Source organism: Arthrobacter sp. L77 (genome assembly GCF_000816565.1).
Lineage (GTDB): Bacteria > Actinomycetota > Actinomycetes > Actinomycetales > Micrococcaceae > Arthrobacter_D > Arthrobacter_D antioxidans.
Genome location: NZ_JWSU01000006.1, coordinates 192693 through 210893, shown reverse-complemented (window position 1 = coordinate 210893; position 18201 = coordinate 192693). Strand labels below are relative to the sequence as shown.

The 18201-nt window shown below is 64.5% G+C and carries 13 protein-coding genes and 1 pseudogene; 8 read left to right on the top strand and 6 right to left on the bottom strand.

Going from position 1 to position 18201, the window contains the following annotated elements; genetic code table 11:
* Positions 1–235: 235 nt before the first annotated feature.
* The gene (locus RY94_RS11165; RefSeq protein ID WP_231554505.1) at positions 236–1558 is read right to left on the bottom strand and encodes a GNAT family N-acetyltransferase; all 1323 of its coding nucleotides are present in this window, start codon (positions 1556–1558) and stop codon (positions 236–238) included.
* Between the two features lie 85 nt (positions 1559–1643).
* Positions 1644–4292 (bottom strand): DNA polymerase I, encoded by a 2649-nt coding sequence (gene polA / locus RY94_RS11160; protein WP_043445144.1) that lies wholly within the window; start codon positions 4290–4292, stop codon positions 1644–1646.
* Between the two features lie 181 nt (positions 4293–4473).
* On the opposite strand from polA, the gene RY94_RS11155 reads away from it, so the two are divergent.
* Complete coding sequence (locus tag RY94_RS11155; protein WP_082046285.1) at positions 4474–4962, top strand: hotdog fold thioesterase; 489 nt, start codon at positions 4474–4476, stop codon at positions 4960–4962.
* 57 nt (positions 4963–5019) lie between these two features.
* On the opposite strand, the gene RY94_RS11150 is transcribed toward RY94_RS11155, so the two are convergent.
* The 4 genes from RY94_RS11150 to RY94_RS11135 all read right to left on the bottom strand — a co-directional run bounded on the left by RY94_RS11150 (position 5020) and on the right by RY94_RS11135 (position 9205).
* Positions 5020–5403, bottom strand: coding sequence for a response regulator transcription factor (locus tag RY94_RS11150; RefSeq protein ID WP_052274271.1), 384 nt, complete (start codon positions 5401–5403; stop codon positions 5020–5022).
* A gap of 83 nt (positions 5404–5486) precedes the next feature.
* Positions 5487–6509, bottom strand: coding sequence for a non-homologous end-joining DNA ligase (gene ligD / locus RY94_RS11145; RefSeq protein WP_043445140.1), 1023 nt, complete (start codon positions 6507–6509; stop codon positions 5487–5489).
* A 73-nt stretch (positions 6510–6582) separates the two neighbouring features.
* A complete protein-coding gene (locus RY94_RS11140; protein WP_231554504.1) occupies positions 6583–7062 on the bottom strand; it encodes a hypothetical protein in 480 nt (159 codons plus the stop codon).
* A gap of 250 nt (positions 7063–7312) precedes the next feature.
* Positions 7313–9205: a hypothetical protein gene (locus RY94_RS11135; RefSeq protein ID WP_156135147.1), complete on the bottom strand. Its 1893-nt coding sequence runs from the start codon at positions 9203–9205 to the stop codon at positions 7313–7315.
* Between the two features lie 555 nt (positions 9206–9760).
* Here RY94_RS11135 and RY94_RS17410 point away from each other — a divergent pair.
* The 7 genes and pseudogenes from RY94_RS17410 (at position 9761) to RY94_RS17900 (ending at position 17711) form a co-directional block, all read left to right on the top strand.
* Positions 9761–10552 carry an AfsR/SARP family transcriptional regulator gene (locus RY94_RS17410; protein WP_082046382.1) on the top strand — a complete coding sequence of 264 codons (792 nt, stop codon included), beginning with the start codon at positions 9761–9763 and terminating at the stop codon, positions 10550–10552.
* Between the two features lie 283 nt (positions 10553–10835).
* Positions 10836–11361, top strand: a pseudogene (locus RY94_RS17405) (transposase family protein); the annotation flags it as partial.
* Between the two features lie 509 nt (positions 11362–11870).
* On the top strand, positions 11871–13079 hold the full coding sequence (locus tag RY94_RS17400) for an RNA polymerase factor sigma-54 (protein ID WP_197060659.1): 1209 nt from the start codon (positions 11871–11873) through the stop codon (positions 13077–13079).
* Positions 13080–13275: 196 nt separating this feature from the next.
* A complete protein-coding gene (locus tag RY94_RS11120) occupies positions 13276–14001 on the top strand; it encodes a hypothetical protein (protein ID WP_156135146.1) in 726 nt (241 codons plus the stop codon).
* Between the two features lie 44 nt (positions 14002–14045).
* The gene (locus RY94_RS17905) at positions 14046–14777 is read left to right on the top strand and encodes a hypothetical protein (protein ID WP_156135145.1); all 732 of its coding nucleotides are present in this window, start codon (positions 14046–14048) and stop codon (positions 14775–14777) included.
* A gap of 40 nt (positions 14778–14817) precedes the next feature.
* Positions 14818–16143, top strand: a complete 1326-nt coding sequence (locus RY94_RS17395; protein ID WP_197060658.1) for a hypothetical protein — start codon at positions 14818–14820, stop codon at positions 16141–16143.
* 2 nt (positions 16144–16145) lie between these two features.
* Positions 16146–17711: a hypothetical protein gene (locus RY94_RS17900; protein WP_156135144.1), complete on the top strand. Its 1566-nt coding sequence runs from the start codon at positions 16146–16148 to the stop codon at positions 17709–17711.
* Positions 17712–18201 lie beyond the last annotated feature (490 nt).

The window sequence follows — 18201 nt, the reverse complement described above, 5'->3', positions numbered from 1 at the left end:
CGCGGTGCCGGCTACGCCGACTGCGGGTTCCTGTGTCCGGATGTGGACGAAATGGAAAGAACCTCGGTGAGGCTCAGGAATGGTGATGCACTCCCATGAATCGTCGGTTGGACACCGGGAAACATCAGAGCGCACCACGCGCCTGTCTAGTCTAGCCTCGGGGTCCAACACCGTCAAAGCAGCGCAGGGCCCCGGGAGTCGCGGGCCGTGCGATGCGCGAGGGTGCGGCGAACCCCTAGAAATACGTGATGCAGTAGGGCTCCTGCGCGCGCCCGAACAGGGTGTCGAGCACGTCCACGGCGCCGTCCGTCCGCACGGTCAGTCCCCCGGCCGCCGCGAGCGTGGAAGCCAGGACCCCGCCGAGGTAGAGGGATCCCAGCGCGTTGACGGTCACCGTGACGTCCGGGGCGGCGGCGGGCTCGGCCCGTCCGACCGTCCCGACGCCGTCGACGACGGTCAGCGTGTAGGAGCCGTCGGCGATCCCGTGGTCGTCCAGCACCTCCAGCACCACCCTGCCGCTGCCCCGGTAGGACCGCTTCCCGAGCGCCACCGGCACGTCGAGCAGGCGGACCCACAGCACGTCGTCGGTGCCCTTGACCTGGTAGCAGCGCCGGTCCCGCAGCGCCCAGGGCAGGGCGTCGTCGCGTCGTGCGCCGTCCCAGGTGATGCGCTCCACGAGGTCGAGCGATCCGAGGTAGCGCCACAGCTCGAGATAGGCCGACGGCGTGGACGCCACGAGGTCCACGATCTTCATCGTGTACGGCGTGGTCTCCCAGCCCGCGAAGCGGTAGCTCACGAACCCCGCGGGTTCGCCGGCGGCGTCGTAGTGAACGGCCAGGCGCACGGCCCGGTCCTCGACGGGCCGCTCGCGGCCCCACACGCCGGCGATGCGCCGGGCGACGGCGTACTGCCGGCCGACCGAGCCGAATGTCACCGCCTGGAAGCGGTCGAAGATCCGCTCGGCGAGGTCCACGGCGTGTTCCCGGGCGACGAGCGCCGTCGTCCCGGTCCTCGGCGCCGTGACCTCGAAACGCTCGCGCACGTCGACCTCGATGGTCTGCGTGAACGTGGCGCAGCCGAAGCCGAAGCGTCCGTAGATGGTGGCCTCGGAGGCGGTCAGGATCGCCAGCGGCAGTCCGCGGTCCTTCGCCTCGCGCAGGTCGCGCATCATCATGGAGCGGAGGATGCCGTTACGCCGGTGGCTGGGGCGGACCGTGACGGCGGTGATCTGGTGCGCGTCGAGCTGCGTGGCGCCGACGTTCAGCGGGTGCACCATGGTGCCGTAGGTGGCGACCGGATGGCCGGCACCGAGCGCCTCGGCGGGCTGGGCGCTGTCGTACACACCCCACAGCACGCGCCGGTCCGCCTGGTACGCCGCGAGGTACCGCGGGACGTCCTCGGGGTCGAGCGTCCCCTCGTGGAAGCCGATGCTCTCGCCGTCGAGCCACTTCGCGAAGCGGCCGTCCGTCGAGGCGTCCTCGTCGGCGCCGGGCGTGAAGATCTCGGTCCGGAGGTCCGGTTGGTGGGCGGTCTGGATGGGTGCTGTGTACTGGCTCACAGTCCACCAGCCTAGACGGACGCCTCCGGCCTGCACCAGCACGACGCCGGGCGAGCCGGACGGGCGTCCGTCCCGCGTCCGCTGATCAGTGCGCGGCGTCGTGCCAGCTCGCCCCGGTCCCCACCGAGACGTCGAGCGGGACGGAGAGGTCCGCGGCGGCGCCCATCTCCTGGCGGACCAGCGCCTCGACCTCGTCCCGCTCGCCTTCGGCGATCTCCAGGACGAGTTCGTCGTGCACCTGCAACAGCATGCGGGACGCCAGGCCGCGCGTGGTCAGTGCGTCGTCGACCCCGAGCATTGCCTTCTTGATGATGTCCGCGGCGGACCCCTGGATGGGTGCGTTGAGCGCGGCGCGTTCGGCCATCTCCCGCAGCTGCCGGTTGTCGCTGGAGAGGTCCGGCAGGTAGCGGCGCCGCCCCTCGATGGTGGAGGTGAAGCCGTCCTTGCGGGCCTGCTCGACGATCCCCCGCAGGTAGTCGCGCACCGCGCCGAAGCGCTCGAAGTAGTCGCGCATGAGGGTGCGCGCCTCGTCCACGGAGATGTTGAGCTGCTTGGAGAGCCCGAACGAGCTCAGCCCGTACACCAGCCCGTAGGACATGGCCTTGACCTTCGAGCGCATGGCATTCGTGACCTCCTCCGGCGCGACGCCGAAGATGTGGGAGCCGACGAACCGGTGAAGGTCCTCGCCCTCCTGGAAGGCCGAGATGAGCCCCTCGTCGCCGGAGAGGTGCGCCATGATCCGCATCTCGATCTGGGAGTAGTCGGCCGTCATCAGGCTCTCGTACTTCTCGCCGTCCCGGCCCCGCCCGACGACGAACACCTCACGGATGCGGCGCCCCTCATCCGAACGGACCGGGATGTTCTGCAGGTTCGGGTTCGTCGAGGACAGCCGGCCGGTCGCCGCGATGGTCTGCAGGTAAGTGGTGTGGATGCGGCCGTCGTCCCCCACCGCCTTCCGCAGGCCTTCGACGGTCTGGCGCAGCTTCATGGCGTCGCGGTAGGCGAGGAGCTGCTCGAGGAACGGGTGGCCGGTCTTGGTGATGAGATCGGTCAGGGCGTCGGCGTCGGTGGAGAATCCGGTCTTGATCTTCTTGGTCTTCGGCAGCCCGAGCTCGTCGAAGAGGACGGCCTGCAGCTGCTTGGGCGAGCCGAGGTTGATCTCCTTGCCGATGATCCGGTAGGCCTCCGCCCCGGCGGCGCCGATCGTCGTCGAGAAGTCGTCGTACAGCCGGTCCAGGCCCTCGACCGAGACGGCGACGCCCGTGAGTTCCATGCGGGCCAGCACTTCGGCGAGCGGCAGCTCCAGCCCGCCGAGGAGCTGGTTCGCGCCGCGTTCGACGAGCTGCCCGGCGAAATGCTCGCTGAGCTGCAGGGCGGCGTAGGCCGCGACCACGGCCGGCGACGCGACGTCGTCGGCGCCGAGGTCGAGGGCCTGCTGCCCCGACGGGTCGGAGGCGGCCGCCGTGATGGACAGGCGCAGGTGGTACTGGGCGAGGTCCGCGAGGTCGTAGCTGCGGCGATCGGGCTGGATGAGGTACCCGGAGATCGCGGTGTCGTCGACCTCCCCGGCCAGCAGGAAGCCGCGGGCGGAGAGCAGCTTGAACACGGTCTTGAAGTCGTGGACGATCTTGGGCGCGTCCCGGTCCGCCAGCCAGGCCCCGAGCACCCGTTCCGCGTCGGCGTCCAGCGGTTCGAGCGGGATGAAGGCGGCGTGGAGGCTGGTGACGACCGCGATCCCGACGACGTCGGTGGCGCCCGCCGTCGTCTCCGTCGCCAGCGCGAGGGACGCCTGCGCCTGGTTGGTGGCGTTGAACCAGTGCGTCAGGCCGGCGGCGTCCTCGAGGACCTCGTGGGCCGGGGCGTGCTGCTCGTCCGCCTCGTCCTCACTCTCCTCCTCGCCGAAGAGGTCGAACAGGCGCTTGCGCAGCGTGTTGAACTGCAGCGAGTCGAAGAGGTCCTCGACGGCGGAGCGGTCCGGGTGCTGGGAGACCATGGCCGCGAGGTCCACGGGCAGGTCGAGGTCCGTGAGGAGGCGGTTCAGGCGCCGGTTCCTCTTGACGTCCTCGATGTTGGCCCGCAGCGAGTCCCCGACCTTGCCGCCGATCTTGTCCAGGTTCTCGAGGATGCCCTCGAGCCCGCCGTACAGCTTGATCCACTTGGCCGCCGTCTTCGGGCCCACGCCGGGCACGCCGGGCAGGTTGTCGGCGCTCTCCCCCACCAGCGCGGCGAGGTCCGAGTACTGGTGCGGCGGGACGAAGTACTTCTCCTCGATGGCCCGCGCGTCCATCTGCGGGATGTTCGTGACGCCCTGCTTCGGGTACAGCACGGTGACGCGGTCGTTGACGAGCTGGAAGGCGTCGCGGTCACCGCTGACCACCTGGACGTCCCAGTCGGCGGCCGCCGCCTGGCTGGCCAGCGTGGCGAGGATATCGTCCGCCTCGTAGCCGTCCATCGAGATGGTGGGGATGCGCATGGCCTCCATGACCTTGATGATCAGGTCCACCTGCCCGTGGAACTCCTCGGGCGTCTTCGAGCGGCCGCCCTTGTACTCCGTGTACTCCTCGGACCGGAAGGTGGGGGTGTCGAGGTCGAAGGCCACCGCGACATGGCTGGGCTGCTGGTCCTTGATGAGGTTGATGAGCATCGCCGTGAACCCGTACACCGCATTGGTGTGCTGGCCGGTGTCGGTCGAGAAGTTCTCCGGCGGCAGGGCGTAGAAGGCGCGGAACGCCATGGAGTGGCCGTCGATGACGAGGAGCCTGTTGCGCGAGCCGTCGCTGCGGCGCCCGGCATCCTGCGCGCCCGCCGCCGCGGATGCTGCCGGCGAGGCCTCCGCGGCGTCGTTGACGGAAGGGGCGATGGTCAGGGTGGCAGCAGGTTTGGTCGTTTCACTCACAGGTGCCAGCCTAGTTCCCATGACAGACAACCGCACCCGGCCCGACGCCCTCCAGCCACTGTCCGAGGAGCGTCTGGCCGAACTGGTCGCCGCCGGGATCCCGGCCGGGATGCACGGCTGGCTGGGCCGCTACGGGGTGGGTGCCCTCACCGTGAAGATGGGCATCGTGTTCTCCGAGATGAGCGCCGAGCGCATGGTCGCGACCATGCCGGTGGAGGGCAACCAGCAGGTGGCCGGCATCCTGCACGGCGGCGCCCACGTGGTGCTCGCGGAGACCCTCGGCTCCTTCGCGGCCGGACTCCACGCCGGCCCGGGCCGCCACGCCGTCGGCATCGAGGTCGGCGCGACCCACCACCGCAGCACGGCGTCCGGCCTCGTCACCGGCACCGCCACGGCCATCCACCTCGGGAGGACCCTGACGACGCACGAAGTGGTGATGACCGACGAGCAGGGCAGGAGGCTCTCCACGGCCCGCATCACGAACATGATCCGCGACGACCGCGACTGATCGGGAGGCTCCCCCGTCGGGCGCCGCGCGGGACGAACCGGACGGCTGCGGGTGGGCTCAGGCGCCCTGCGCCGCGAGGCCTTCCTGGATGTGCCGGCGCAGCTCGGCCGGGCGGAAGGGTTTGCGCAGGTAGCGATCGGCGCCGGCGTCGTAGCCGCGCTTCTCGTCGGACGGATCGGCGCGCGCGGTCAGCATGACGATGAACGTCGTCGAGAAACGCCGGATCCGCCCCGCCACCTCGAATCCGTCGATGTCCGGCAGACCGACGTCGAGGGTGACGACGTCGGGCCGGAGCCGGCGGACCATCTCCACGCCGGCCAATCCTGCGGGCGCGGTGTGCACGCGGAAGCCCGATCCCGTCAGGACGGTGTGCAGCAGATCCCGGACGTCGTCGTCGTCCTCGATGACCACGGCGGTGCGGGGGGAATCAGGGGTGGTCATGCGCCAAGTTTACTCCGGAGAGGCCCCGGGCCCGACCCATGAGCACCCCGTGGGCTGGTCCTCGACACGGGCGACGGCAGTGGTCAGTCGCGGGTGCGCGCGCGGCTCGGCTGCACCCTCATGGGCTCGCCGGGCATCTTCGGGAAGTCGGGCGGGAACGGGAGCTCGCCGAGGCCGTTCCCGACGTCGCGATCCCACCAGCCGCGCAGAGCATCGATGCTGCCCGGCTCGGCATGAAGGTCCTCCCACGGGTCGCCGACCGTCCTCAGGCGGTCCGGTACCGTCTCGATCGTGAAGGACACCGGGTCGACGCCGTCCAGTTCGTCCCAGGTCACCGGGCAGGACACCGGGGCGTGCGGCAGCGCCCGCGGGCTGTAGGCGCCGGCCATGGTGCGGTCGCGGTTCGCCTGGTTGTAGTCCACGAAGATGCGCGCCCCGCGCTCCTCCTTCCACCAGGCCGTGGTCACCTTCTCCGGCATGCGGCGCTCGAGCTCGCGGCCCGCGGCGATGACGGCGTGGCGGACCTCAAGGAACTCGTGGACCGGTTCGATCGGCGCGAAGACGTGCAGGCCGCGGTTGCCCGAGGTCTTCACGAAGGAGTCCAGGCCCGCCTCGCCGAGGACGGCCCGCAGGGCGTGGGCGGCGGCGACGACGTCGGCGAAGGTGGTGCCCGGCTGCGGGTCGAGGTCGATGCGCAGTTCGTCGGGCAGGTCCGGGGCCTCGGCCCGCGAGGCCCACGGGTGGAAGACGACGGTGTTCATCTGGGCGGCCCAGACCGCGGACGCGGGCTCGTCGAGGACGAGCTGCGGGTGCGAGCGTCCGCTGGGATACGTGACCGCCACACTGCGGACGTAATCGGGGGCGCCCTTGGGCGGGTTCTTGCTGAAGAAGTAGTCGCCGTCCACGTCGCCGCCGAAGCGCTGCAGGGACACCGGCCGGTCGCCGTTCGCGCGGAGGAACGCGGGCGCCACGTCCACGAGATACCGGGCGAGGTCGAGCTTGGTGAGCCCGGCCTGGGGCCAGAGGACACGGGAGGGGCTGGACACCCGGACGGACCGCACGCCGTGGGGTCCGTCGACGTCGAGGATCATCGCTTCGCTGGCCATGGCCTCAATGTACCCCCGGCTCCCGTGGCCGCAACGCCGTGCCACCCTCCGGCCGATGCCGGAGGGTTCGAGGTCACCGCGTGGACTTCGCTGTGTCCTCCACATCATCGACGAACGCCACTTGAGCCGTGTACTGCTGGTACAGCTGAAGAGCATCCTCAACGGGCAATCGTCCGAGGTCCAATGCCGTTTGCAGTCCCTCGAGTTGGACATAACACGCCTCTGCTGCGCTGATCTTGTCAGCCACTGAGTGCGAATTGGCCAGATTGGTCGATACCGCAGCTACGATCGAGGCCAGCATCGCGCCCAGACAGAGCACCTGCCAGACTATGGAGCTCTGTTCCAAGGCCAAGGCTCCTTGAACGCCTGTAGCGAACTCGGTCCCGCCGAGGGCTGGGCCCGCGGTAAGGGTCGCAGCCAGTGCGCTACCGACGATGCTTGCCATGGTCAGCCTGTTCCGACGAGGTCGTTCCTGTCGGAGGAACAGCTTGATGCATGATCGTCGGTGCTTGATGTTCTCAATCAGTTTTTGACGAGCCTCTTCTTCGTTCACGATCTTCTCCCCGATCCGGTGTCCATCGTGCGATCACCCTGCTGTAGGAGGGCGACCGCTGAATACTCGTGAGTAGCACCGACATGTCGGAACCGAGTGGCGACATCTGTCGAACACCATCGGCATCGGCGTCTGAGACCGAGATCATCAGAGCACCGGTGGCGTTACTGACGTGTTACCAGCGAGAAATTCATAGGCATTCCTACCGCCTCGGGCGAATTGATGGAGTACAACAGTGAATTGAGTCGAATCATCCACGTCTCATGGCGCTTGGCTGTCGAGGGAATGCCCTGTGGTGGCACGCATCGCCGACATCGCCCACCGAATCCTGCCGATCCGACGCAGGTGTCGAAGTCACCCACGGTGACTTCGGCGCCAGGTCCTCGAGCGCCTTGACCACCGCGTCCTGTTTGTCATCGGTCCATTCATACCGCTCATGCCACCCCTCCGCGGAGAGAATCCCGATGGCAGACCTATCGAATTCGTACTTCTCGAGTGCAGCCGCGAAGGTCTTCGGCTTGGCCTCTTCCTCTTTGTCGTCGTCCGTCATGTCCCACGGTGATGCCGCTTTGTGGCCCCGGCGCTCGCATCTCAGGCTCAAGACGAGGGCCGCGGCGATCAAACCGAAGACAACGAGTGCCGCACAGGTGGCCATCCACAGAACAGCGCGCGTGCCGCCGTCAAGCTGGACCGTCGATGTGCCATCGACTTCTTCCGCGAACGCCAGTGCCCCTGCTGCCACGATGGGTTGGGCTACTGCAACGGCGGCCAAGCCGCGGAGGCGAGCCACCATCCGAGCCGCGACGCCCGTGAAGGTCGAATGGGCGATCATCGCACCGACCGCCGCAGACGTCGTGATGAGCAGTGCGATGATGTTCGTGACCTGGCCGGTGGACCACGACGCCCCGCCGTATGTCACCTTCAGCACGAGGGAGGCCAACACCACCGCAACCAACCCGCACGAGAAGACGGCATTGGTGAGCCAACCTCGCGACGTGACTCTGAAATCCACCTGCGCCTGGCAGAGTGAACCGTTGGGAACCTCGACCCCGTGGAGGCCCACGGTGGCCGTGTGCCCCACGACGTGGTCGGAGGTGTAGCGCACCTGACCATCATTCTGTTGTCCCCTATTTGGTCGTCCCGCCAGCAGGCGCGCCTCAACGACCTCCACTCCTTCAGGAGCGGTCAGCTCGAGGTGATAGCTCGCCGCGTTCTCAGCGCCAGGTACCTGGACACGGATTCTTGTGGGCAGTAGCCCCAGGGCCGCAGGAAGACCCGTCGACAGTTTCCGCCTCGCCTGCTGGATCCGCCATGCGCGCACGGTCTCTGTGCCTGCGGCCGGTCGGTCGTCGTGAACATACTCCCTCACCTCGCCGTCGGGGGTCATGCACGGCGTCATCCGGGTCCATCCGGTCGGTTCGCTGAACTCGAGGTTTATCAGCCGATGACGTTGGCCTGCGGGAAGGAAGACGTACAGGGAGAAGTTCCGCCGGATGAGGTGAACGACAGCTCGGACAATAGGACTTTTGGCGAGTGGCTCCAGGTGTGGGGGGACTTCACCCTCCGAGCCTTCCTTCGTGCCCTCGAAAAGCTCCATTGCCTCCTTCGTCTGCCGACGTGAGCCTGCGACGAGCTCACGGGTGAAGGCGCGGACCATGTCCGGCTCGGCGGGTTCGGGCGCAACGGTGGCGGTCGCTGCGACGAGGATCGACTCGTCGAGTTGCTGCGCGAGACGAATCCCCGGCGTCGGCAGGACATGATCGTTCTCGTCCGTGATCCGCATGTTCACCAGCGTGCGCCGTCGCATGAGCGACAGGGGCACGAGCCAGAACCGGTTACCCACCTTGTCGACGAAGAGCGGCGCGTAGTCCGGCACGTTGAAGTCGATTGTGAGCCGTCGCGTGACATTACGGTCCTGATTGAAACTGACCTTCTCCACGCGTCGAACCATCCAGCGACTGAACTGCAGTTCGGCGAGGAGGAGTCGTCGACCGACCTCGCCGCAGAGAGCGTCGGGCAACCACTCCTGGTCATTGGCGCGTCTTCGACTGACGACGAGTGCTTGATCCGTGGGATCAAGGGCCCACCCGAAGCTGTCGGCGTCCCGTCGCCGCCCTACGCTCAGCTTTCGTACTTCCCGCATGAGGACCTCCATGGCCAGGTGCAGTGATACCCACTCTTGACACCCCAGGTCTCCGCACGCTAATGACTGGCCGTTACAGCGGCGTTATCGATCCAATCGGGTGACGCCCGGCAAAGCCCGAGCCTTGCTCAGGCTCCGAGCGACCGCTGCCTCGATGAGCCACCTCTCGATACCCCGCGTGCCGACAACTCGCCGGGTCGGATGTCTAGGGGCGACCGCAACGGTCGCGCCTCCCCCACCGCCCGGTGCGATCTAGTTCGATGAAAAGTTCGAGGTCACTCATGGCCGAGGTCACGGACGAAGCGAATGGTACCCAAGGAGGAAGTCCTGAAGAATACCCTGAAACAAGATCCATTGATCATTTACGGCTCCTCTTGACACGCCTGAATCTAGTCGTACCATCTATTTGCGCGAAGCGATTATCGAGCAACAGTGGTAGAAGTGTGATGACGAGACACAGGTGAAATAGAACCACCTCTATTGACATAAACCGTCAGGTTGAGGAAGGTTATCACCGCACGGTTTTTCGTTCTTATGAACCGAGATCAGGTTCCCATGAACTGCACCGATTGTAAGGTCCTGAGGCTCGAACTGCTGCGGGCGTGGCGGCTTCACCGCCACGGGGTCCTTGTTCATGTTGCACCACGGCAACAGCGCCTTATCGCCGCTCTCGCCATCAAGGGCCCCTGCCTGCGAAGTTACCTTGTGGGACTGCTGTGGCCGGAACACCCGGACGCCAGGGCATTGGAAAGCCTGCGGGTCAGCGTGCACGTCGCTACTCGACAAATTCCGGGACTGCTCGTCAATGACGGTCCCATGCTGTCCCTGAGTGATCATGTGGACGTAGACCTGCATAGGGTTCAAGGCCTGATCGCAGACCTGGAGCAGCCGAGACCAGAGGTGAAGGCTGCGGCCCTGTTGCGTGATCTGCGTGACGCACGGCTACTACCCGGCTGGTACGACGACTGGATAATGCTCGAACAGAACCGACTTCAACAGGACTGCCTTCGCGCTTGCACCATCATCGCGAAGACGCATCTAGACCAGCGCAGTTGCGAAACCGCAGGCGCGGCGGCAGAAGCTGCCCTGGAGATCGAACCGCTCTACGAGGAGGCAGTCCGATTACTCATCTCGGCCGAGCTGCAGCATGGCAACGCCGCCGCCGCTGTTCGCGCCTATCAGCGATATCAGGCGCGACTTGATGAGGATATGGGCCTTCGCCCCTCCGAATCATTGACTCTGCTCGTAGCCCAGGCGCTTGACGGACGATTGACCGGACGTAAAGCGCCTTCAGTCCCGATAAGCGGCTCCCGGCAGCGCAGAAAGCCACTCACACACCGCCTGTAGCACTATAGATGGATCCGAGGCAGTTAAGGTGTCTACGCCGCTTCCATGAGCTTGATCGAATCTTATTCTTGCCCGGAAGCCATGTGGACGATGGGGCTCCTGCCATTCGCGGATGACCAAAGTGTTCACGATCGGAACCGCTGGAGATGCTCCGGGACCGTCAGCTGATCCTGACCAATAATGTGCGGTCATGGGAGCAATCACCTGTTCTCTCCTTCATGGCTCTTCACGAACGAGGGTGGTGCGGGTCGGTGAGGAGGTACGGGTCGAGGCCTCCCGCAAGATGGACGTTCTCACGCAGACGATCCCGGCCGGAAGGCCTCCCCCTACTTTCGCTGACCCTGCTGTGACGACGTTTTGCCACCTCGACGAGCTCGGCCGGTTACCGTCGAACGGCATCTGGATCCGAAGAGGGCGGTGCTGGAATGTCGTGTCCTCGAGCCGGACGCGTGGTGCAGCCACTGCGGGGCGGAAGCAGCGCTCAGGCACGCCGTCGTGCGAGAACTCACGCACGAGTCGTTCGGTCATCGGCCCACGACACTGCTCGTACGGGTGCGTCGGTACCTGTGCTCGGGATGCCAACGGGTATGGCGGCAGGACATGGCGAAAGCTGCGCAGCCGCTGGCAGAGGTTTCTCATGGCGGGTGGGCGCTGAAGGGCGTTGTGGTCGACACCTGAGGATGACCCGAGTAGCGGCCGAATCCGGCGTGTCCTGGATTGCCGCGTACGATGCTGTCCTCACGGAAGGCAAGCGACGGCTCATCGATTACCCCACCCGATTCGAGGGGGTGAGCGCGATCGTCATCGACGCAGGTGCAACCGGCGTTCCCACCGACCTCTCCGGGATCCGCCAGCTCGGCCGGACCCTGAAACAACGCGACGGGGAGGTCCGTGCATTCTTCGACCGCCCGGCACCAGCAGTCGTCCGGCCGATGCGATCAATGGACGCCTCGAACTCCGCCACGACTCAGCCCTCGGATTCCGGAACCTCACCAACTACATCGCACCCAGCCTGCTCGCAGAAGGCGGATTGAGACTTGCGTTCCACCCTTGTTCGTGAAGAGCCCGATACCTTCGACACCCAGCAACGACGCATCTGAATCGGTCATCAACGACTTCCGAGAAACGGCCCGGGGCAGCTTTGGATCCGGTCCCGTTACCGAATCACTCGCCCTTCACCCTCCCCAAGTGATTCCCTCCAGGACTAACGTGAATCATGACTGCCGGCCACCCTCCACACGGCCTTATCCTGCAGGCGGGGCTTCGGACGGATCTGCGGACGCTGCCAGGAGTCCTGCAGGTGCTAGGCATGGTGGGAATGACTTACCAGGAAGTCGTTGAAGCTACCGAACACTGCCTCGAAGAGAATCCAGTGCTGGAACGTACAGCCGGTCACCCTTGTCCGCGCTGCGGACGGCATGTAACCGGTGGCTTCTGTCACCGATGCCGAGAGCACCAAGGTGCCCGGGAGCTCCACGAACAGATTGCAGCGGGCATCGATCCATATCGCACGATCGAGGTCGAGGCGGCGCTGGAAGTGCGCTCCGACTGCCGCGACGCCCTCACCGCTGTGGTTTGTCACCTCAGCGGACGTGGCCTGCTGGACTCGAGTACGGAGGAAATAGCCCGGCTTCACGGCCTGGGTGTCAATGAGGTGGACGAAGCGCTGCGGGCGGTGCGGGTCGTCGGCCCGCCGGGCATCGGGGCGGAAAATGTTTGCACTATGCTGACGGCCCAGGCTGAGGTCCTCGTCCGGGACAGACAGTGCCCCGAATGGCTCCCACATTTAGTCCGTGATCACTTGTCAGACCTTTCGGAAGGACGCCTGAACCTCGCCGCTCAGGCGCTGGGGCTCACCGAGGATGACGTGAGGAATGGGCTGATCATCATCCAGACTCGTCTGCGGCCTTTTGCCATGGTGGAAACGAATCCGATTGATGTTCCATCGCAATGCGCCGATGTGCTCCTTTACGGGAATGCCGACGGGTCGCTGGACGTGGAAGTTCCGGACAGTGTCTGGTTCGGCTTGTCTGTAGTGGACCTTGCGGCCGGCCTGGACGACGTGCCCGAAGCCAAGCAGTGGCTGGCCGACCATGAAGCTGCTGCCCGTCGGCTCATACTTCAACTTGATTCTCGCGCCAACGTTCTCATGCGGGTTGCGGGGTACGCTGCCGAACACCAGAGACGCTTCCTCGAGTCGGGGCCGTCCTTCCATAGGCCACTCACGCGTACAGCGGTGGCGCAGGAGCTCGGCCTCCATCCCTCCACGGTTAGCCGGGCAGTCAAGGGAAAACGTCTGCGTTTGCCAAAAGGCAACATTGTCGACTTGTCCTGCCTTTTTGGCAAGGGGGTGGCGGCGCGGATTGCAGTTGCGAATCTCGTCGCTGCAGCCCCTGATGGCAGATCGGCCAACATGCTGCGCGGAGACCTCTCCGGTCAAGGTATCGAGATCGCACGGCGAACTGTGTCCAAGTACCGCCACGACCTTGCTGTGAACTCTGGTGCCCTCCCACGACGGGTGCGCTGACAACGAACCTGCGTTCGCTCAGAACGACGTTGACTTCGTCGAGCTCGGGCATTGCCTAGCAGCCTCCCCGATTTACGCACCCGTTGTGCTCTTGGTAGCGACGCCAAGGCTGGCACGAATTGTGCAATGAAAGGGTATGCGGTTCTCCGCACGGGCGCTCCGCGCGGAGCGTTTGCAACTCCTGGAAGGAAGAATCATGCATGACATCGATAGGGCCCTCTTCGAGGGCCAGGAGGAAGGTGGCACTTGGGGTGAGGTAAGCGGTGAGCAGTCCCGCCTCGGCCAAGACCGCGCAACCTACGAATCTCAGTCGGATGAGTTCACCTCCTACGAGGACAGCGGCAACCCCGGTGAGCTCTGGGGTGAAGCTGGAGCAAACGACAGCGGCGAACTAGCTCTCGCCGCTGAGTTGCTGGCCGTATCAAACGACCGGGAGCTTGATCAGTTTCTCGGCAATCTGGTCAAGAGCGCCGTATCAGCGGCACGTAGCTTCGCTGGATCGGACGCAGGCCAAGCTGTGGGCAACATCCTGAAGGACTCCGCCCGCAGGGCCTTGCCCCAACTCGGTCAAGCGGTTGGCAACTACGTCTCCCCCGGCATGGGAGGTCAGGCCGGTCAACGGGTCGGCCAGTGGCTTGGAACCAAGTTCGAGACGGGCCTGCAGTTGGAGGGTTTGTCCGCCGAGGACCGCGACTTCGAAACAGCTCGGGCCTTCGTGCGATTCGCGACGTCAACAGCCAAGCGCGCGGCGTCCACACCCACCAGCATTCCGGCGTCCACCGCTGCCAAGCAAGCCGCAACCGCGGCCGCCAAGCAACACCTTCCAGGCCTGCTCCGGCCTCCGACCACGCAAGGCGCGGGCCCAAGCAGCGGACGATGGGTGCGCCGCAACGGCGCCATCGTTGTCCTCGGCGCCGGGTAGATGTCTCACCAATTGCACGAGCTCACACCAAGAAGGAGAACGACATGAGCACCAACTACTCCCCTGCAGAGTACGAATACGAGTGGACTCAGGAGGAAGAAGGAGAAGCCGACTACGGAAGTAATGAATTCGAGTCGGAAAAAGAGGAGAACCTCGAAAGTGAACTGGCCATGGAGTTTCTTTCCCTCAGTTCCGAGGAGGAACTCGACCAATTCCTTGGCAAGCTGGCTCGAAGCGTCGTCAAGGGCGCGAGCAAATTTATCAAATCGCCCATCGGAAAAATGGTCGGTGGCGCTTTGAAGACCGTCGCAAAGACCGCACTCCCCATTGTAGGCGGGGCTGTCGGGTCCTTCGTCGCCCCCGGCATCGGCACAGCGATCGGCAGCAAGCTCGGTTCAATGGCCGGCGGTTTACTCGAAGTGGAGGAGGCTGAAGCGATGGACGAGACCGAGGCTGAAGAGGAGGCTGCTCGCCGATATGTACGGTTTGCACGAGCCTCCTACCGCAATGCGGCACGGACACCGGTGTCCGTACCTCCGCTTGCCGCCGCGCGGGCGGCCACGATAAGTGCGGCACGAACCCACGCTCCGTCTCTCCTTCGGCCCGGGCGCGGCTACGCGCAGCGCAGGCCCCGTCGAGGCCCGCGCAGCTATGGCGATCCGTACGCAGGCGCCGTGTGGGGCGCACCGCAGGACGATGGAGACAGCGAGCCGTCCGGTGCGGACGAAGGCCGATGGATCCGCCGCAACGGTCGCGTGATCATCCTCGGTCTGTGACGTGATGCCGATCGGGTCTCACCAGAAAGGAGTAGACACCATGAGCACACAGACGGTGGGAACCAGTCTCATCGACAGCGAGGCACACGGCCTTTTGGTCCGGCTCGACCACATCAAGCCCTTCGTGATGCACGAAACCATGGTGCTGGCTGCAGCCCTCCCTCCCGACGCTCAGTGGCGGATCGAGCATTTTCTCCATTCGGGGCGCAACGAACTGCGTCAGCGAATAGGCAATTTTCTCGAGTGGCTTCACGGCGAGGGTCGATTGGCCGCACCCGCCGAGCAGCAGCGACGATTCGTTCACATCCGTCTCCAGTTCAACGTCATTCTCGCCCAGTTCGATCTCTTCACTGAAGTCGTAACCCAACGCAGCGAACATTCGACGGGAGTCTGGTTATCCGGACTTGACGCGCTTGCACAGGATTCGTTGCGGGTAGACGTCACATCGCCCGACAAGACGAGCCTGGTTGTCTACCTCGCCAGGGGGGCGGGGGCCGCCATCCGGAGGGCGAACACTCGACTGCCTGGGGGAAAACCGAATCCCGTTGGCATCATTCGCCTCCCCCGTGAACGGATGATCGGCAGCGGCATCGCCTCCTCACTCATCCATGAGGTCGGCCACCAAGGGGCCGCTCACCTTGACTTAGTTCGGTCCCTTCGGACCGAAATCGACAAGCGGGCAGCCATCGAACCGAATGGAACCTGGAAGATCTGGTCCCTGTGGATCAGCGAAATAGTGGCAGACATGTGGTCGGTCGCGAAAGTAGGCATCACCTCAACTGTCGGCCTGCTCGCGGTGGTAAGCCTTCCCCGGTACTTCGTCTTTCGTCCCGGGGGGGACGACCCTCATCCCATGCCCTACCTGCGCGTGCTGATCAGTGCCGCCATAGGAACAGCTTTCTACCCCCATCCACAATGGGACGAACTTGCCAGAATTTGGCGGGCAATGTACCCCCTAACGGGACTGCCGGCGGAACACGTCGCCTGGATCAAGAAGTGCGAAGCACACATCACGGATCTTGTCAGCCTCCTCCTGCGCCACAGCTCGCCACAAACTGGCGGTCGTCAGTTACGCGCGATCTGGCAGTTGCACGAGCGTCAACCCGAACACCTGCTGCGCCTCCATCAAACCTGGGACAACGACTTCGGCCTCATTGCCCGACAACCACCCTCGCTTGTCTTTGCCGTTATAGGCCAGGCCAAGGCGTCCGGGCGCATCACCGCTAAGCAGGAAAGTTCTCAACTGTCGTCACTACTCACAGCCTGGGCAGTCCGCGGAAGCCTTGACAACACTTCAGGTGGCGGCCGGAGCCGGCCATCTTCGGAGAAATCCTCCCTTACCGAAACGTCCTTCATAAGGAGATAGCCATGCGATTCATACGCAAACCAGAAGAGCAAGTGTTTGTTGGGGAACCGGTTGTTTTTGAATTCGAACTCGATCAGGAGAGTCCGGGAAAGTTCGACTTTCAGGTCCGCGACCCAGATGATAATTACGCGCGTATCGGAAACACAAAAGGACCTATCCACCGCACACTTCGGCCCGGGAGTCCCTCCAGAATGAATATCGTATTTGAAAAAGCGGGAACCTATACGATCAAAGCCCGTTACCCAGGAATGAAGGAGTTCAGTTTTATCGAGGAAGTCACCGTCGGGGAACACGCCGAGGACCCACTCCCTGCTGAACCGGTTGTTCCGCCCCGCGGAGGTACGCCAGGCGGCGGTGCGGTCATGAAGGTTTCACTCGTTCCGGCGGAGGCACCGGGAAGCGAGCAAGAAATGCTCTGGGAGTTCATCGGCGAAGTTGGAAAACGGCTGCGGTACGAGAGATTTGCGACCTACGCGACGGACCGACTCCGATCCAGAACCAGACTGCCAGTTTCCGCATACGGGTTGCCGACCTACGAACGCTTGCACAAGCTTTCGAGCAAGTTCGTCACTAAAGTGGCGCTTGGTGAGGTTCCGGGAGAGCCCGGAAATACCGACAATGCTGGAATGGACTTGTCGTACGTGGTCAAAGAAGCTGAGCTGGAGGGGGATGCCCACCCGTACAAGGGGTACCCGCTTGCACAGGTTCCGTTCGTCGAAATGATCTTTGTCTACTGGATGGAAGAGGCGATGCTGTTCCAGACGCTCAATCGCGTGGTCGCGCGGTTTGCCAACCCCTATCGCCAAGAAGCTCCTGACCCACTGAGGCGATTCAGTACCAGTCCGCTCCAACCACTCCAACGCATCATCGTGGGACTCGGCGCTGAGGAGAGCCATCGACTCACCGTCGAGGGCCGGCGCCGTGAGTACGCGGCCGAGTATGGTTTTGACCTGATCGGACAAGCGGTTTCAAAACGGCCGCTTCTTGAGCGCCGCACGCAATTCCCTTCGGCATTCCACAGCTTGCTCCATGCTACCCACCTGTTCTACAAGGACCGCGATGACAAGACCATTGACGCAGATCCGTTTCCCCTGCTGAGCAGTCTCCGCGAATTGCACCTGGTTCTCGCCATGGGTGCAAACAACCGGTTTGCCGATCTTCCGCTTCGGGCGCGGATCGAGACACTCGACATCCAATGGATGCTGGCACAGAGAGAGATGGGCCTTTATCTCGGCGAGCCAACCATGATTCCCTACGAGGAGCCTTGGATGGGCCGCCTGGATACCATGAAGTCACTCCAAGGGTGGTCAGACGCCAGTGTGACTCATTTCTACGACCTGGCCTTCCATGGCGAGCAGCTCCTGCTGTCGGTGCGCCACGGCCGCTGGAACGAATCTCAATTGCAGGGAACGGACGCCGAGAATTGGGCCCTTAGATGGAAGAACGCGGTCCAACGATACATTCATGCTTACCGTGCGGTCACAGGGGTCGACCTTTCGATCAAGGCGGATGCCACGTTGCCATCTGTCCTGCTGAACCGCCGGCTCGCCCAGACGACGCGGTTCTGAACAAGGGTTGTCACCGTGTCTCCGTCCGGATTGGACTACACGTCGGCTCTCTTTCTTGGACAGCGTCACCCCAGTAGTCAGCTACCCCCCTGGGAAGATCTGACTACCGGGGTGCCTGCCGCGCTGAGGGAAACGCCGGCCATGATCAGGCTCGCCGCGATCGTAGCTGCGAGGCAACGTGCGGAGGTGGGCCTCGTCTCACGATCCGTTCTCCACGGCCTGATGGATGTGGTCGAGACGCTTCCTCAGCCCGGTGACCAGCTTTTGGTCGACGAGGGAGCATACCCGCTGGCGCGGTGGGCATGCCGGGCAGCCGCGGCCGCGGGGGTTAGGGTGTCGGCCTTCCCCCATCACAAGCCTCCGCTGGTAACCCGGTCGGACAGGACCTGGTTTCTCACAGATGGCTGGTGCCAGGGGTGCAATCTCCCCGCCCCGCTTGCCAGGCTGCAGGCGACCGCGCTGAGCACCGGTGGAGGTGTCATCGTCGATG

What these genes read in the sequence shown, in the direction of transcription:
- RY94_RS17900 (WP_156135144.1), top strand. Translation starts at nt 16,146, where the DNA reads ATGCGATTCATACGCAAACCAGAAGAGCAAGTGTTTGTTGGGGAACCG.
- RY94_RS11135 (WP_156135147.1), bottom strand. Translation starts at nt 9,205, where the DNA reads ATGCGGGAAGTACGAAAGCTGAGCGTAGGGCGGCGACGGGACGCCGAC.
- RY94_RS17905 (WP_156135145.1), top strand. Translation starts at nt 14,046, where the DNA reads ATGAGCACCAACTACTCCCCTGCAGAGTACGAATACGAGTGGACTCAG.
- RY94_RS11155 (WP_082046285.1), top strand. Translation starts at nt 4,474, where the DNA reads ATGACAGACAACCGCACCCGGCCCGACGCCCTCCAGCCACTGTCCGAG.
- RY94_RS11150 (WP_052274271.1), bottom strand. Translation starts at nt 5,403, where the DNA reads ATGACCACCCCTGATTCCCCCCGCACCGCCGTGGTCATCGAGGACGAC.
- RY94_RS17400 (WP_197060659.1), top strand. Translation starts at nt 11,871, where the DNA reads ATGACTTACCAGGAAGTCGTTGAAGCTACCGAACACTGCCTCGAAGAG.
- polA (WP_043445144.1), bottom strand. Translation starts at nt 4,292, where the DNA reads ATGGCGTTCCGCGCCTTCTACGCCCTGCCGCCGGAGAACTTCTCGACC.
- RY94_RS17410 (WP_082046382.1), top strand. Translation starts at nt 9,761, where the DNA reads ATGAACTGCACCGATTGTAAGGTCCTGAGGCTCGAACTGCTGCGGGCG.
- RY94_RS11120 (WP_156135146.1), top strand. Translation starts at nt 13,276, where the DNA reads ATGCATGACATCGATAGGGCCCTCTTCGAGGGCCAGGAGGAAGGTGGC.
- RY94_RS17395 (WP_197060658.1), top strand. Translation starts at nt 14,818, where the DNA reads ATGAGCACACAGACGGTGGGAACCAGTCTCATCGACAGCGAGGCACAC.
- ligD (WP_043445140.1), bottom strand. Translation starts at nt 6,509, where the DNA reads ATGGCCAGCGAAGCGATGATCCTCGACGTCGACGGACCCCACGGCGTG.